Raw genomic sequence first — 15902 nt, 5'->3', positions numbered from 1 at the left:
CGTCACCCGCCCACCGCGACCGGGTCCAGCGTGAAGTCGATGTCGTTGGGCGGCGCGACCAGCAGGGGCAGCAGCTCCTCGCGGGTCGTCGCCTCGCGGCGGCGGCGTTCCTGGTCGTTCATGGCCCGTGTGTAGGAGCGGCGTTCCGCAGACCCGAAGCCCGTCTCGGGCGCCTGGGTCAGCGACTGGGGCCAGATGCGGTAGCGGTACAGGACGTGGCGCACACTGCGCAGCCGGTACAGCCGGGCCGCCCGGAGGTGGAAGTCGGTGTCCGCGCCCAGCCGGACCGTGCCGTCGAAGCCGCCCAGCCGCTCCAGCACGTCGCGGCGTACGACCGACGAGGGGTGCAGCACCACCGTCGAACGGCCCAGGCGCATCCACAGGTTGCCGTTGCGGGGCATCCGGCGGCGGCCCGTGCTGTCGCCCGCGGCGTCGATGTACTCGTAGGCGCAGCCCACCAGGTCGGCCTTGTCCCTTTCCAGCAGGGTGAGTTGATGGCGCAGCCGGCCCGGCAGACTGATGTCGTCGGCGTCCTGGAAGGCGACGTACGGGGTGTCCACGCGCTCAAGAACCTTGTTCTTGATGCGCAGATGGCCGACGTTCTCGGAGGTACGCAGCACGGTCAGACGCGGGTCGTCGGCGTACGGACGCAGCGCGGCCGTCCAGGTCTCGTCGGGGGAGCAGTCGTCGACCACGACCAGACGGAGGTCGGTGCGGTCCTGGGCGAGGACCGAGGCCGCCGCCACGCCCAGATAGTCCGCGCAGTCGTAGTGGGGCAGGACGACGGTGACCGCCGCCTCCTTGTGTGCCGATGTCCGCACGGCGTCTCCCTTCCGGGGCCGCCGCAGCGGGCAGCCGCCTGTGTCGGCGTGCGGACGGCCGCCGCGCCGGGCGGCCGTCCCGTGTCAGCGTCCGGTGTGTGCCGCCGCGGGCCGCCCCTCGGCGGCCGGGCTCATGAAGTCTCCGTCGTCGCCCCACGGCACGTGCCGCAGCGGGCGGCCCGCCGCGCCGCGTACGGCGAGGCCCGCGGCGACCGAGCAGAACCAGGTCAGGTGTACGGCCTTGACGGTCCAGCGCTTCAGCCCTCGTACCGGGCCGCCGCTGCCGTCCCAGGCGGCGAGCGGCCACAGGCCGTGGAACAGGGTGCCGGTGAGGTACGTCCGCGCGGTCGCCCACGGATAGTCGGCTGTGCAGGTCACATGGCTGTAGAGGGAGCGGCGCAGCCGGCTCAGCGTGTCGTGGGTCCGGGTGACCCGGTAGAAGCTGCCCCGGGCGTCCGGCAGTACTTCGAGGTCGTGCAGGGGGTCGGCCGCGTCGGGGTCGAGGAGTTCGAAGAGCACATAGCCGTCGTCGGCGAGCCGGCGGGCCGGGATGCCGTCGGCGACGACGTCGCCCGCGACGAGCATGCAGGCCGCCGCGGGGTACGAACCCGGTGGCACGGTGACGCCGGAAATACGGTCCATCGTCCGCGACGCGGCCGACGTGCGGGGCAGGGCCACGAGGTGGGCGCCGACCGCGCCGGCGCAACCGCGTTCGTGGAAGCGGTCGACGAGCCGGGCGAGACAGCCGGGGGCGAACTCGACGTCGTCGTCGGTCCACAGCCAGCCGGTGTGGCCGAGCCGCCGGGACAGCCCGAGCGCCGTGTTGACCGTCCGGAGTTTCCCCCGGCCCGGCAGTGCGAATCCGACGACGGGTACGGCGGAGGCCCTGGTCAGCCTGCGCAGCCGGTCGACGGCCTCCGCCTGCTCACCGGGGCCGTACTGCATACCGAGCCAGATCGTCAGCGGCAGTTCGGGACGGTTCTCGCGTACGTCGGCGAGAGCGTCGAGAAGATGACGGAGAGCGGTCTCATGGGCCGTCAGGTCGCAGCGCGCCACGTACGTGGGCAGCAGCACCCCGAGTCCACCGGAGGGCAGTCCGGTCTCCGGGTCCGCCGGGTCCTGCTGGACCTCTCCCGACCTGACCAGGGTCACCGGAGTGTCTGATGGGGGCAGAGGATCGAAGCCGCGGGCCACGGCGCGTTGCCACCACGTGCGCCCGCTTCCGGTGCCCCCGAGCATCCGCGTCCCTTCGCCGGCCGACCCGTGCACCACCCGTTCCGGCCCTTCGTCGGATATCCGGGGACGAAGGGGAATTCACTGTCGATGTGCGCGGTCGATGTGCGCGCCGCGCAATGTGCGAAGTGTGCTGATTTCGACGGGGCGTACTCTAACCGGCGCCTTGAAGTGATCACAAGACGGTCGTCCTGTTTCGGGTCGATGGCCGAAATGCCTGCGTTCCGGTTGCACCGGTTCGGTGAATCATCGGGCAGACGCGCGGGAATCGGATGGTTGCCTGGCCGAATTCCACTGGCGTTGCGCGGAGTTACCCTCGGACGGCATCCCGGGAACGGCCGAAAACGGTCGGCCGATTCTTTTCACTCCACCCTGTGTGTCGGCGGTGTGTGCGGCCCGCTCGCTGCTCTGTGGCAGGCTGACCGCACAGCATTCCGCGCCATTCGTCGCGGGCGGCGGAAGGAAGAAGGTGTCACACATGAGGTATTCCGCACGTGCGGAACAGCAGGTGGGCGGGACGTCCGGGCCGTCGTCCGGGCGTGACGTCCTGCTGCACGCGCACGGGATCGTGAAGAGCTACGGCCGCCGCCGCGTCCTGGACGGCGTCGACCTCGTCGTGCGCGCGGGCGAGGTCGCGGCGATCGTGGGCAGCAACGGAGCCGGCAAGTCCAGCATGCTCAAGATCTGCGCCGGGCTCCTGGCCCCGGACGAGGGCCGGGTGACCATCTCCGGGCGCCTCGGCTACTGCCCGCAGAACGCCGGCGTCATGGGCTTCCTCACGCCGCGCGAGCACTTCACGCTGTTCGGCACGGGCCGGGGCATGGCCGGCCGGGACGCCGACCGCCGGGGGCGCGAACTCGCCTCCAAGCTCGACTGGTCGGTCGCCCGCGGCACCCTGGCCAAGGACCTGTCGGGCGGTACCCGGCAGAAGCTGAACGTCGTCCTCTCCGCCCTCGGCGATCCGGACGTCCTGCTGCTCGACGAGCCCTACCAGGGCTTCGACCGGGGGTCCTACGTGGACTTCTGGCAGAACGTCTGGGGCTGGCGCGACCAGGGCAAGGCGATCGTCGTCGTGACCCACATGCTCAACCAGCTCGACCAGGTCGACCACGTGCTGGACCTCAGCCCCAGGACGCAGGAGGCGGGCCGATGAACCGGACCCTGCGCATGGCCGAGATGACACTGCGTGAACTGCTGCGCCGGCGTGGCGTGCTGGGTCTGCTCCTCCTCGTGCCGCTGGTGTTCTACCTCGGCCGGCACGACCAGCCCGGCCAGGCCATCCGGTTCGCCAGCCTTGGCGTGGGGTTCGCGGTGAGCACCGCTGCCCTCTTCTCGGCCGTCGGCGGCCGGGAGATCGAGCCCCGGCTCACCCTGTCCGGCTTCCGGCCCCGGCATCTGTATCTGGGCCGCATGCTCGCCCTCCTCACCGCCGGGCTGCTGATCTCCGCGCTGTACGCCGCGGTCGTGATCGTGGACCAGGACGTGGCGAACCCGCAGGCGGTGGCCCTGGAACTGGCGCTGACCTCCCTGGTGGCGGTCCCGCTCGGGCTGCTGCTCGGCCTCGCCGTGCCCCGGGACCTGGAGGGCACCCTCCTGCTGATCTCCGTCATCGGCGCCCAGATGGTGATCGACCCGGCCAAGGACGTCTCCAAGGTGCTGCCCTTCTGGTCGACCCGGGAGATCATCACGTACGCCGTCGACGGCGCCGGCAGCGGTTCCCTCGTCTCGGGCGCGACGCATGCCGTCGTGGTGACCGTGCTGCTGGTCCTGGCGAGCGGCGGCGTCATGTCGGTGCGATTGCGTCGGCGTACCCACATGCAATTCGTGTGAATCCGTTGCGAGTCCGTGTGGCGAGCCGGGGGAAAGTGACTCTGTCTCGCCGATACGAACGCGTGTAGGGTTGGGGAATCGTCCTGCCGGTGCGGTGTCCAAGCATCGGTACGGTGGCCCGGCTCGTCGCCTCTCCCCAGAAAGGAGAGATTCGTGAACGGTGCACAGCGATTACCCCTCGGCGAATCAGCCGAAGAAGCCCTTTCGAGGGCAACGGAATTCCTCCGGACCGCACGTGATGCGGACGGGTGGTGGAACGACTACGAAGTCCGTGGCCCAGGCCAGTTCTGGGCCACTGCCTTTGTCGGTGCCTCGCTCGCGGAATTGCCCGAGGGCCCCGGGCGATTGGCGGCGGTGTCCGCCTGGGAGCTGCTGAAAGAGGCCCGGGGCCCGTCCGACGGCTGGGGCTACTGCCCCCAGGTTCCCGGTGACGCCGACATCACTTCCTGGGTACTGCGACTGGCCGAGGCGCTGGGAGCCGAGGACGACCTCCGTGCGGACGAGGGATACCGCTTCGTCACGGCGCACCTTCAGGAGGACGGTGGCATCTCCAGTTATCTGCCGCAGTTCGCCGCGCCCTTCCTGGACCGGGTGGCGCCCCGTTGGGACGCCTGGTACGCCAGTCACGTGTGCGTCACCTCGGCCGCCGCCGGCCTGCTCCGACTGCCCGTGCACGAACGGCTGTTGACCAGACTCCGGGAGATCCAGCGGCCCGACGGATCGTGGCCCGCCTACTGGTGGCCGGATCGCGAATACCCCACTGCGCTGGCGGCCGAGGCGCTCACCGCGGGCCGCCCGGACGGGGACCGTCCCGAGGCGCGGGAGGCCGCCCGCTGGGCCGCCGCCAGGATCGGTGCGGACGGTGCCGTGTGTACCGAGCTGGAACCGGAGGGCTCCGCGTTCGCCACCGCCTTCGCCCTGCGTGCCGTGCTGGCCGGCGAACTGCCCGAGGGCCGAGATGTCGTCCGCCGGGCGGTCTCCTACCTCACCGACTCCCAGGACAAGGACGGCAGTTGGCGGCCGTCCGCATGGTGCCGGGTGCCCGGTCCCATGGAGTTCGACCCCGACGCACGTGAGCACTGGGAACGCGGACGGCGCGGCAAGGCCGCGCTGGGCTCCGTCGTCCTGGACACGAAAGCGCTCTACACCACCGCGTCCGTCGTGGCCGCGCTGGCCAGGACGAGCACCGCGGCGGTGTCCTCGGCGACGGCCGCGCCGAGCCGCGCGGACCGCGCATGACGGCGCGCAGCGCGCCACGACCGGACAACGAGGGGGAACGCTGGTGAACACGTCACCGCAGTTGGTCCAGCGCACGGAAGTCCCGGCCGTACCACCCCTGTTGGGACCAGGAGCTGTCCTCGGGCGGCTGCGGGACCACGAGCGGGGGCCCGTCCACATCATCGACCCGTTCAAGGTGTCGCAGGCCGAGGCCGTGGAGAAGGCGAAGATCCTCGACGACCTCGGCTGTCCCGCCCTCATCCTCGCCAGCACCGACTACGAGTCGTTCGAGTCCCGCATGGACCCGTACGTGGCGGCGATCAAAGAGGTCAGCTCACTGCCGGTGCTGCTGCACTTCCCGCCGCGGAAAGGTTTCGGCTTTCCGCTGGCCCGCGGCGCCGACGCCGTCATCCTGCCCGCGCTGCTCGGCTCACGCGACGACTACTACGTGTGGAAGAGCTACCTGGAGACCCTGGTCAACCTGCCCGGCCGGGTCGACCGCGAGGACTGGCCCGAACTCCTGCTCACCGTCGCCCTCACCTTCGGCGAGGACCACAAGACGGGGGACCTGCTCGGCACGGTCCCGGTGGCCACCACGGGCTCCGAACAGATCGACCGGTACATAGCGGTCACCCGCAGTTTCGGCTTCCACATGGTGTACCTGTACTCCCGCTACGCCCAGGTCCCCGTCGACGTGGTGAGCCACTTCAGGCGGCAGCTCCATCCCGACCAGATCCTCTTCGTCAGCGGCAACGTCCGCCGACGGGAGCACGTCAGCGCGTACCTGGAGGCGGGCGCCGACTACGTGGGCTTCGCCGGGGCGCTGGAACACGTCGACTGGCGGTCGACGCTCGCCGAGATCACGGCGGACCGGCCGTGACCGCGGTACTGCCCGAGGCCTACACCACGTCCATGCTGGTCACCGAGTCGGCGAACCGCGACCACGTCACCGGCTTCGTCGCCCGCAACGGCGGCTCCCCCGAACTCGTGGCCCATACCGCGGCGTTGCGCCTGTACCTGAGGGTGCCGCACTTCCTCACCGAGTGGGTCACCGAACCGGGGCGGCGCACCGCGGTGGCCCGGGCGCTGGCCATGGACATCGTGGCCATGAAACTGCTCGACGACCTCATGGACGACGACACCGGGCTCGACCGCGTCGAACTCGCCTGTCTGTGCCTGCACCTGCACCTGACGGCGCTGCACGAGATGTGCGCGCTCGCCGCGGACGCACGCGCCGTGACCGACGTACTTGAGCACGACTTCACCAAGGTCTGCACCGGCCAGATACGCACCAAGAGCCACCGCGCGGAGAACCTCGACGAGTGGTGCGCCAACGCCAGCACCTACGGCGCCACCTTCCTCGGCTGCTACGGCTCCCTCTCCGCGATCTGCGGTCGGGAGGAGAAGTCCGTCGACCCCGCGCGGCGGTTCGCCGAGGCGTTCGGCACGATCATCACGATCGCCGACGACCTGACGGACTACGACCGCAACGGCGAGCGGGAGGGCAACCTCGGTCATCTGATGCGCACCGGGGCCGTGCCCGCACGGGACGTCGGGGAACTGCTGGAGCGGTTGCGCGCGCAGGCGCTCGACGCGGTGCGGGAGCAGCCGGCCTCCTCGGGGCTGGTTCCCGTCGTCGGCCTGTACACCGACGACGTACTGGACCGGCTGCTGCCGCGGCACCTCGTGCACTGACCGTCGGCCGACGGCCTACCGGGGCTCGCTCCGGTAGGCCATCACGTCGTCGAAGACGAACAGGTCGACGTCGCCGTGCGCGAAGTCGTCCAGCACGTGCCGGGCGGTGTGGGCGATGGCACGGCCCGGGCCGTTGAGTGAGGTGTTGATCAGGGCCGGGACACCGGTCTGCGCCTCGAAGGAGGCGAGCAGACCGTGCAGCCGCGGCTGGTCGGCGCCCAGGGTCTGGATCCGGCAGGTCCCGTTGATGTGCCGGGCCTCCGGGGCGGTGCCCTCCGGCAGCTCGTATTCGAAGAGCATGTACGGCGACGGCCGGCCGCCGGGGTAGAGCTCGGCGAAACGCTCGTCGCGCATCACGGCTCCCAGCGGGCGGTACCACTCCCGCTGCTTGAGCTTCTCGCTCAGCCGCTTGCGCATCCCGGACGCGGCCGGGTTGCCCAGCAGCGAGCGATGCCCGAGCGCCCGCGGCCCGAGCTCGGCCGCCCCCTCCGTCAGGGCCACGACACCGCCGTCCGCGAGCAGCCGGGCGACCGCGTGGGCGTCGTAGGGAACGGCCTTCAGCCCTGACGTGTCCAGGGTGGCCAGGACGGCGGCGGCGGGCTCCCCGGTGCCGTTGCTGTACACGCTGAGTGGTTCGGGCCGCTGGCCCAGCAGGTAGGTGAGGGCGTAGATGCCGGCGCCCGCCAGGTGCCCCGCGTCGCCGCAGGCCGGCGGGACGGCGATGTCGCGGCCGAAGGCCTCGCGCAGCTCCGAGTTGGCGACGATGTTCAGCGCACAGCCGCCGCCGAGGGCGATGGGCCCCACCCCTGTGGTGGTGCGGGTGACGTGCCGGTCGAGCACGGCGTGCACGGCTTCGGTGAACAGTTCCTGGAAGGTGGCGACGACGTGTGCGGCTGTCTCGAACTCGGGGTGGAACTCGGGGCGTTCGGCGAGTTCGGCGCGTACCCGCTCGGCCAGTTCCAGATCGTGCATCACCTGGGGATCCACGGCCTGCAACTGCTCGCGTATACGGGCGTCCGGCTGCCCGTACCCGCCGAGCGCCATCACCTTGCCGGCGACGCTGGGGCTCTTGCCGAAGCCCAGGAGGTGGCCGATCGCGGTCCAGCCGAAGCCGTTGCCGTACCAGGGCAGCGGGTCCTTCGCGATCCACTCCAGGCGGTCCTCCTCGACCCGGAACAGGGAGCTGCGGGTGAGTTGTCCGCGGCCCTCGTTGACCAGCACGAGGGTGCCGTCCTCGTGCCCCGCGTAGTGGGCGGCGAGCGCGGCGTGCGAGACCTCGTGCGTGACGACCACGCAGTCCACACTGCGGCCGAGCAGGTCGCACGTGGTCCGGTGGTGAGGAGCGCCGGCGTTGATCCGTTCCATCGCGCGGTCCAGGTCCGGAATCTGCAGCAGGGCGCTGCGAACCGGGGTACTGACCGCCACCAGGTCGATCCCGTCGGTGTCCACGCACTCCTGGGACAGCACGTGCTGCAGCGCGATGTCGGAACGGTGGTCGTGCTTGACGCGGGTGAGCCGTTCGGTCTCGACGGCGAAGACCAGCCGCCCGTCCTCGAAGTATCCGACGCCGGTGTCGTGACCGGCGGAATGGAGAGACAGTACCTTCATCAGCGCTCCTGGTCAGCGGGTGTGAGGGTGGGGACGGCCGAGTACGGGGCCCACTCGACGGCGCGCAGGGGCCGGCCGGTCAGCCCGCGCAGGTACAGCTCCGTCCCCACCCGCGCGAACCAGGCGAAGTAGAGCCACTTGATCAGCGCCTTCTGGATGCCGAGGCGCCGTCCGCCGGTGCCGTCGAAGCCGGTCAGCGGCCACAGGCCGGCGAACAGGATGTGGCGGAAGTAGTGCCGGACCACGGGCAGGGGCCAGTCGGCGAGATCGACGAGGTGGTTGAGGAGGAGCCTGCGGATCCTGCGGCGGGTCTCGCCCGCGGGCCCGGCGACGTAGTAGTGGCAGCGCGCGTCCGGTACGAGACGCAGCCGGGCGAGTGGATCGGGCAGCGCGGGATCGAGGAGACGGAAGCAGACGTAGCCGTCGTCGGAGACGTAGCGGCCGGGCATCCCGCCGGACAGGACGTCGGTGGCCACCAGGATGCAGCAGCCGTGCGGGTAGTTGGTCGCGGGCGCCGCGATGGCCTTGGCGCGGGCCAGCAGGCGCGAGGTGGCGAACTCCTTGGTGTGCGGGATCTTCGTGGCGCCCACCGCCCCCCGGCAGCCGGCCGCCAGGAAGTCCCGCCACAGCCGTGACAGACAGCCCGGGTCCAGGGTCACGTCGTCGTCGACCCAGCCGACGCCCGCACAGCCGAGTAGTTCGGCCACCTCGATCGCGGCGTTGAGGGTGCGGGGCTTGCCGGGACCGGGCAGGGAGAGACCGCACACGGGCACCTGCGGCAGCCGGGCGCGGGCCCGCCGCAGCAGCGCCCGCAGCCGCCGTACCGACTCGTCCTCCTCCTCGGCCGAGGCCCACTGCATGCCCACGAACAGCACGGCGGGGGCGTCCGGGTGGTCCTCGGCCAGCTCGGCGACACGGTCGAGCAGGGCGTCGAGGCGCTCCGCCTGTTCGGTGAGGGTGCCGCGGGAGACGTAGGTCGGGGCGATCAGGGCGAGGGCGGGGGAGTCGGTACGCAGGGCGTCGGCGGCGGCCCGGGCGTGGGAGAGCAGGGGCGCTTCGCCGGACGGTCCGTCGGGCAGGACGTAGCGCACCGCCACCGACCAGGACGGTGGCGGGCGGAAGCCGCGGGCCATGGTCCTGCGGACGTGGTGGGTCAGGAACGGTTCGCCGTGCCGCCGCCGGCCGCGGGCCGGCAGCGGCACGTTGAGGCGTACGGGAGGGCCCGGTCGCACGGACGCGGCCGGGCGGGCGGTCTCAGAAGTCACGGTCGGTGTTCGAGGTCGACCGGGCCAGGCTGCGCAGACCGTCCAGGGTGTTGCGCCACTGGCCGGTCGAGGCCATGTGGGACAGCAGCGGCTTCGCCATGGAGCGGCGCAGGAAGAACGCGCGGTAGGCGGCCTGGGCGCGGCGCTGGGCGTCGGGCACCAGGTAGCCGATCCGCGCGTCGAACTCGCCCTGCACGAACCGGTCCCAGTAGTCGGCGGGTATCTGCCCCGCGGCCACGGACTCGGTGTGCAGCGGGGTGCCCGGCAGCGGGGTCGCGGTGTAGAAGCTCGCGTAGTCCAGCGGGATGCGGCAGGCGAGGTCGATGGTGGCGCGGAACTGCTCCGGGGTCTCGCCGAGCCAGCCGACGATGAAGTAGCCGAAGCCCTTGATGCCCGCCTCGTGCGCGGAGGTGACGGCCCGTTCGATCTTCTCGATGTCGCTCTCCTTGCGCATCCGCTTGAGGATCTCCGAGTCGCCGTGCTCGATGCCGAACCGCAGCCGTACGCAGCCGGCCCCGGCCATCGCCTCGAGCAGCGGTTCCGGCACCAGGTCCACGCGGGTCGGCGCCTCCCAGCGCACCTTCAGACCCTGTTCGCCGATCAGCGCGCAGATCTCCCGGACCCGGCCCCGGTGCAGGGTGAACACGTCGTCGTAGAACATGATCTCCTTCACCCCCCACCGGTCCTTGAGCTCCGTCATCTCCCCGACGACGTCCTCGGGGGAGCGGTACATCGACTTCTTGTCGACGGCCTGCTTGAAGCAGAAGCTGCACTTGAAGGGGCAGCCCCGGCTGGAGATCATCGTCGCGAACGGCCGGGGAGCCATGATCGAGTAGTAGCTGTTCATCGGCAGGCCGTCGCGGGAGGGCCAGCCGACCTCCTCCAGGTTCACCATGGGCGCGGCGCCGCCGTCGTGTTCGCGGGTCACCAGGCCGCGGATGCCCTCCGGTTTGTCGCCCTGCTCCATGGCCTCGGCCAGCTCCGGCATGATCGTGATGCCTTCGCCGACACCGACGTAGTCGATGCAGTCGTGGAAGAGGTTCTCGTGCGCGTACACCTCACTGTGCGGGCCGCCGAGGATGACCTTGGCGCCGGTGCTCTTGGCCGCCTGGCAGGCCTCGACGGCGCCGGGCAGGCCAGGCGTGGTGGTGCTGACGCCGACCAGGTCCGGTTCGAAGTCGGCGAGCAGTTTGCGCAGTCCCTCGCTGTCCAGGCCGAGGGCGGGGGTGTCGACCTGGATGACGTTGTGGAAGCCGGCCGATTTCAGCGCGGTGTGGATGTAGCCCAGTCCCAGGTGCGGCAGGACGCCGGCCCGCTTCTGGATCTGGGTGATCTGACGAGTGTTGAGGCACAGGTCGTGGTGGCGGACCAGCGCGATCCGCAGTTTGCGCTTGCGCCAGCGCGGCAGGCCCGGGCGGTCCGGTGCTTTGGCGACGGCCGTCGAGCAGCCGCCCGACGCGGTCCCCGCCGCCGCACCGGTACTGATGACGGGCAGTGTCTTCCGCATGATGTCCCCTCCTTCTGGGGTCGTTCGGGCGGTGTTGACGTCCGGACTCAGGCGGTTCTCCCGGCCGCGAGGGACTCCAGCTGGAGCAGGTGGAGGGCCAGCGGCTGGAGCCGGCTGACCCGCTGCGGCGCCCCTGGGCCGCGGCCCGCGGCCAGCAGTTGCTGCAGGATCCGGTCGCGGCTGGACCACCAGTCCCGTTCGCTGTGCAGGGTGTGGCCGAGCAGCCGGGTGAGGTACGCCAGCCGGTGCCCGACCAGGACCAGTCCGTGGCGCTGCGGAACGGCCGAGGCGAAGCCCAGGCCGGCGTGTTCCGGGAACGCCTTGTGCAGCGCCTGGTCGTGGAAGGTGCCGTCGCTCAGGAAGCGGTGCGGCACCGAGGCGAGGTGGTCGACGAGTGCGTGGTCGAGGTAGGGGGTGTGGATCACCGCGTGGTCGTCGCCCAGTGTGAAAGGGGCGAGGGCGATGGACCGTCGGGTCCGGTTCCAGAAGAAGAACGAGCCGAGCGGGAAGGCGGCGTCGGCGTGCCGGGCCAGTTCCCGCACGAGCCGGTCGCGGGCCCGTTCCCGGCTCCACGCGACGCGGGTCCGGGGGCCCAGGAGGTGTTCGACGTGCGCTCCGGTGCGGCCGGCGGCCAGCAGCCGGTCCGCGAGCCCCGGCAGGTCTCTCACGTCGTACGGGTTCTTCCTGATCAGCGCGATGCTGGGGTTCTGCGCGAGCTCGCCACCGCCGAGCCCGTCGTACCAGAGGCCGCTGTGGCGGCGCAGGAAGGCAAGCAGGGACAGGGTCCAGGCGCCGTCCAGGGTGCCCATGCCCTGTGCCGGGTTGGCGGTGCGCTCCGCGCGGAACTGCGAGCGCGGCCGGGCGACGGTGCGGTGCGGCAGGCCCAGGCGTTCGGCGAGGTGGGCGGCGACGCGGGCGTCGGCACCCGGGTCGGGAGGGAACTTGGCGCCGCTGACGCACAGCCGCGGTGGGGCGCCCTGACGGCAGAGTTCCAGGAGGATGTGCCGGGAGTCCCGGCCACCGCTCAGCGGAAGGACGTACGGCTCCGCGGGCAGCCGACGGGCCACGGCGGCGCGGAACAACTCGACGAAACCGTCCACGGCATCGGCCTGGGTGAGGGCCGCGGGACCGGGCACGGGGAGTGCGGGCGAACGGATTTCGGGCCCGTCGGGCGTCCAGGTCAGTGTGGCGCCGGGGGGCAGCGCGCGGATCGCGGCGAAGGCGGTGTCCTCACCGAGGAAGAAGCCCAGCCGGATGAAGACGGCCAGTGCGTCGTCGTCGAGTGCGGCACTCTCGCCGGGCAGGAGCAGGGCGAGCGGATCGGGGGAGAGCGTCAGGGAGCCGGCGTCGGCGCGGTAGTACAGCGGGTGCATGCCGTAGCGGTCGTTGCGGACGAGGAGGCGTTCGCCGTCCCACTCCCAGGCGGCGAAGACACCCTCGGGCGGCGGCCCCTCGGCCAGGGGATCCCCGCCGAGGGCGTGTCCGAGCCGTGCCTCCTTGTCGCCCTCGGCCCGGACCCCGTCGGGCGTGGCGACGAGCCGGATGCGGGGCTTCACCGGGTTTCCAGCAGGGGCCGTACGGCGGCCCCGATCCGGCGGGCCACCGCCTCCTGGTCGAGCACGGACTCGGCGAAGCCGATCGCGGCCTTCTTGTGTTCCTCGATCGCCGACGGGTGGGTCAGCCAGTCGTCGACGGTGTGGAACAGGTCGTCGGGCGTGGCGCAGGCCCGGCCGAGACGGTTGTCGTGGATCAGCCCCGGCACCCATCGCTCCATCGGCAGCCCCGACTCCAGCATGAGCACCGGGATCCCGAAGTAGGCCGCCTCGAGGGTGGTGTTGGGGCCCGCCTTCGAGACGAGCAGCCCGTACGGCGACCTGGACGCGCGGTCGATGTAGTCGAAGTACTCGGCCTGGGTGAGCCGGCTGTGGAACCGCCAGTGTGTGAGCCGCTGCGCTCCGGCGGCGGCGCGGCGGGCGAGGTCGGGGTCGTCGTAGCCGACGAACACCAGGTCGGTGTCCGGATGGTGTGCGGCGATGTGGTGCACCAGCTCCAGGTAGACGTCTCCGCCGCGGTTGCAGAAGACGATCAGCCGGGGGCGGTCGGAGTCGGCGTCCCCGCCCCAGGGGCCGGCCGCCGGAGCGGCGGACTCGCTGGTCATGAAGTCGCGCAGATCGTGCTGGGCGACCAGCGGTCCCACCACCTGCACCCGGTCCGGATCGCCGCCCGTCTGCGCGAGGAGGTGGTCCTTCGCCCAGGAGAAGCCCACCAGCGTCAGGTCGGGATGCGGACTTCGGTGCAGCGGCAGCTGGAGGAGCCCTGGGTTGGTGACATGGCTGACCACGCGGGTGTGCAGTCCCGCCAGCCGTACGGCGGCCACACACAGGCGTGCCACGAAGCCCTTCGTGCCGACCACCACGTCCGGCGCGGTGGAGCGCAAGTGCTTGGTGAGCGGCGCCAGTTCGGTGATCTGCTCCGAGGTGGGGTCGGTCTCGAAACCGGAGGGGAAACGTTCCTGGAGACGGGCCATCAGGGCCATGTAGCGCTGGGTGCGGACGGTCGCGTCCGGGCTCTCCAGCGAGATCGTGCGGATCTCGGCACCGGCCTCGCCGAGCCAGGGGAGGATCGGTTCTGCTTCCAGCAGGGTCACTTCCGCGTCGACGGCGCCGCGCAGCACCCGGGAGAACCGGGTGGCGGCGAGGTAGTTGCCGAACTCCCCCCAGGTCCGGGGCGACAGCACCTGGATGTGCGGACGGTCAGGGCGCACGGTGGGGCTCCTCGGTGAGGTCGAGGCATGCAGGGGACGGGGTGTGCGTGGGCAGCGCCTGGTACCAGAGCTGGTAGGTCAGGAGTGCCCACAGCTTGCGCGAGGTGTCGCGGCGGCCGCTGAGGTGGTCGTCGGTCAGCAGCCGAACGGCACGGGCGTCGAACAGTCCGCCGCGGTCCAGCGCGGATGCGGCGAGGGTGTCAAGGAGCAGGGGGCGCAACTCGTTCCGCAGCAGGGCGGCCAGCGGGGCGCGGAAGCCGAGCTTGGTGCGCCGCACGATGTCCGTCGGCAGCCAGTCGGCGGCGACCCGGCGCAACAGGTACTTACCGGTGAAGCGGCGCAGTTTCAGCGCGGTGGGCAGTGCGTTGCCGTACTCGACGAGGTCCAGGTCGAGGAAGGGGGAGCGTAGTTCGAGGGCGCTGCGCATGCCGCCGCGGTCGGTCTTGGTGAGGATCACGTCGCGCAGGAAGTGGGCGACGACGGCGAGTTGGCTGCGCTGCACGCCGGTGAGGCCAGGCTGGCCGTCCAGAAGCCGGGACACCTCGGCGAAGGGGTCGTGCCCGGCCAGGGCCGCGTGGGCGTCCGGGCGCAGCAGGCCGGGCAGTTCGGCCGGGCCGAAGGGGGCCGTGGACAGGTAGAAGCGGTGCTCGGGTGCCGCGCGCAGCCCGCGTGCCAGCAGGCCGAGGGCCGCGGCGGCGGGCAGATTGCCGGACCGTGCGGGCAGTTTGCGGACGAGGGTACGCACCAGGGCTTCCAGCCGGGGGGCCGGCATCAGCCGCAGCAGCATCTCGATCGCCCGCTCGGCCTGGAAGTACCGGTAGCCGAGGAGTAGTTCGTCGGCGCCGTCCCCGGTGAGCACCCCGCGGACGTGCTGCCGAGCCGTCCGGCAGACGATGCGGGTGGGCAGCAGGGAGGGATCGGCGAGGGGCTCGTCGGCCTGCGCGTACTCCGACTCCACCACGTCGGCGAGTTCGCGTCCGCCGATACGGACGACATGGTGCTCGGTACCGAGGTGCCGGGCTACCGAGCGGGCGTGCGCGCTCTCGTCGAAGTCGGGCTGTTCGAATCCCGCGCTGAAGGTCAACACCGATCGCTGCGGGGAGAGTTGCTGGGCGACGGCGGCCACCGCGCTGGAGTCGAGGCCCCCGCTCAGCAGCACCCCGAGCCGGCGCTCCGTACTCATGACCCGGCGGGCGACCGCGGCCCGGAACAGCTCCTCGAAGCGTGCGGCGGCCTCCCGCGCGCTCGGCGTCCGTCCGCCCGGTGTCCCTCGGCCCGGCGTCAGGGTGGCCGTCGCCAACCGGGGCCGCCAGAACTCCACTTCGCGCAGCCGTCCGCCGGAGTGCTCCAGGTAGCTGCCGGGGCGGACCTTGTACACGTCGGTCACGGCCGATCCGGGCGCGCAGAACGCCTGGAGCGTCAGATAGCCGGCGAGGGCCCGGACGTCCGGGGTACGCGGCGCGTCGGGATGTCGCAGCAGCGCCGTGAGTTCGGAGGCGAAGGCGATCCCGCCGGGGACACGCGTGTAGTAGAGCGGCTTCTTGCCCATCGGGTCGCGGGCCAGCACGGTCGTGGCGGTGCGCGCGTCGTGCAGCACGAAGGCGTACATGCCGCGCACCCGCTCCAGCACCTTCATGCCGTGCCGCTCGTACAGCTCCACGAGCACCTCGGTGTCGCCCGCCGTACGCAACCGGACTCCCGCGGCCCGCAGTTCGCGGCGGAGTTCCTCGTGGTTGTAGATCTCCCCGTTGAGGACGAGCGCGGTGGCACCGCTCGCGGAGACGAACGGTTGCCGGCCCCGGTCGGGGTCGACGAAGGTCAGGGCACAGTGCGCGAAGGTCACGCCCCGGTGGTGGTACCAGTTGCTTCCGTCGGGGCCGCGGTGGGCCACCGCGGCCAGCATCCGGTCCGCCGTGGCGCGGGCGGCCTCCTGGCCACCGCTGAGGTCGTTGAATCCCACG

The 15902-nt window shown here is 71.5% G+C and carries 13 protein-coding genes; 5 read left to right on the top strand and 8 right to left on the bottom strand.

What is annotated here, in order from left to right; all coding sequences use genetic code 11:
- Positions 1-2 precede the first annotated feature (2 nt).
- Entirely contained in the window at positions 3-821 is an 819-nt protein-coding gene (locus tag KUF83_RS39915; RefSeq protein ID WP_217460008.1) for a glycosyltransferase family 2 protein, read from the bottom strand.
- Positions 822-905: 84 nt separating this feature from the next.
- A complete protein-coding gene (locus KUF83_RS39910) occupies positions 906-1973 on the bottom strand; it encodes a glycosyltransferase family 2 protein (RefSeq protein WP_308403386.1) in 1068 nt (355 codons plus the stop codon).
- 559 nt (positions 1974-2532) lie between these two features.
- Here KUF83_RS39910 and KUF83_RS39905 point away from each other — a divergent pair.
- The 5 genes from KUF83_RS39905 to KUF83_RS39890 all read left to right on the top strand — a co-directional run bounded on the left by KUF83_RS39905 (position 2533) and on the right by KUF83_RS39890 (position 6797).
- Positions 2533-3207, top strand: a complete 675-nt coding sequence (locus KUF83_RS39905; RefSeq protein ID WP_217460006.1) for an ABC transporter ATP-binding protein — start codon at positions 2533-2535, stop codon at positions 3205-3207.
- Positions 3204-3884 carry an ABC transporter permease gene (locus KUF83_RS39900; protein WP_217460005.1) on the top strand — a complete coding sequence of 227 codons (681 nt, stop codon included), beginning with the start codon at positions 3204-3206 and terminating at the stop codon, positions 3882-3884. Before KUF83_RS39905 ends, KUF83_RS39900 begins: the two co-directional genes overlap by 4 nt.
- 354 nt (positions 3885-4238) lie before the next feature.
- Positions 4239-5123, top strand: coding sequence for a prenyltransferase/squalene oxidase repeat-containing protein (locus KUF83_RS42750; protein WP_308403384.1), 885 nt, complete (start codon positions 4239-4241; stop codon positions 5121-5123).
- A 43-nt stretch (positions 5124-5166) separates the two neighbouring features.
- Positions 5167-5982 carry a geranylgeranylglyceryl/heptaprenylglyceryl phosphate synthase gene (locus KUF83_RS39895; protein WP_308403383.1) on the top strand — a complete coding sequence of 272 codons (816 nt, stop codon included), beginning with the start codon at positions 5167-5169 and terminating at the stop codon, positions 5980-5982.
- Positions 5979-6797, top strand: coding sequence for a Moenomycin biosynthesis protein MoeN5 (locus KUF83_RS39890; RefSeq protein WP_308403382.1), 819 nt, complete (start codon positions 5979-5981; stop codon positions 6795-6797). The genes KUF83_RS39895 and KUF83_RS39890 overlap by 4 nt, the downstream gene beginning before the upstream one ends.
- A 15-nt stretch (positions 6798-6812) precedes the next feature.
- Here KUF83_RS39890 and KUF83_RS39885 read toward each other — a convergent pair whose 3' ends face one another.
- The 6 genes from KUF83_RS39885 to asnB are packed head-to-tail and all read right to left on the bottom strand — an operon-like array spanning position 6813 to position 15901.
- On the bottom strand, positions 6813-8405 hold the full coding sequence (locus KUF83_RS39885) for a carbamoyltransferase C-terminal domain-containing protein (protein ID WP_217460003.1): 1593 nt from the start codon (positions 8403-8405) through the stop codon (positions 6813-6815).
- A complete protein-coding gene (locus tag KUF83_RS39880; RefSeq protein WP_217460002.1) occupies positions 8405-9670 on the bottom strand; it encodes a hypothetical protein in 1266 nt (421 codons plus the stop codon). The genes KUF83_RS39885 and KUF83_RS39880 overlap by 1 nt, the downstream gene beginning before the upstream one ends.
- Positions 9660-11177: a B12-binding domain-containing radical SAM protein gene (locus KUF83_RS39875; RefSeq protein WP_217460001.1), complete on the bottom strand. Its 1518-nt coding sequence runs from the start codon at positions 11175-11177 to the stop codon at positions 9660-9662. The genes KUF83_RS39880 and KUF83_RS39875 overlap by 11 nt, the downstream gene beginning before the upstream one ends.
- 47 nt (positions 11178-11224) lie before the next feature.
- Complete coding sequence (locus tag KUF83_RS39870) at positions 11225-12733, bottom strand: asparagine synthetase B family protein (RefSeq protein WP_217460000.1); 1509 nt, start codon at positions 12731-12733, stop codon at positions 11225-11227.
- Entirely contained in the window at positions 12730-13941 is a 1212-nt protein-coding gene (locus KUF83_RS39865) for a Moenomycin biosynthesis protein MoeGT1 (RefSeq protein ID WP_217459999.1), read from the bottom strand. Before KUF83_RS39865 ends, KUF83_RS39870 begins: the two co-directional genes overlap by 4 nt.
- On the bottom strand, positions 13931-15901 hold the full coding sequence (asnB, locus tag KUF83_RS39860; protein ID WP_308403381.1) for an asparagine synthase (glutamine-hydrolyzing): 1971 nt from the start codon (positions 15899-15901) through the stop codon (positions 13931-13933). Before asnB ends, KUF83_RS39865 begins: the two co-directional genes overlap by 11 nt.
- Position 15902 lies beyond the last annotated feature (1 nt).

Origin of the sequence: Streptomyces sp. BV286, from assembly GCF_019090165.1 — a bacterium.
Classification (GTDB): domain Bacteria; phylum Actinomycetota; class Actinomycetes; order Streptomycetales; family Streptomycetaceae; genus Streptomyces.
The sequence above is the reverse complement of the archived record's forward strand: the minus strand, read 5'-3'. Positions and strand labels throughout refer to the sequence as shown.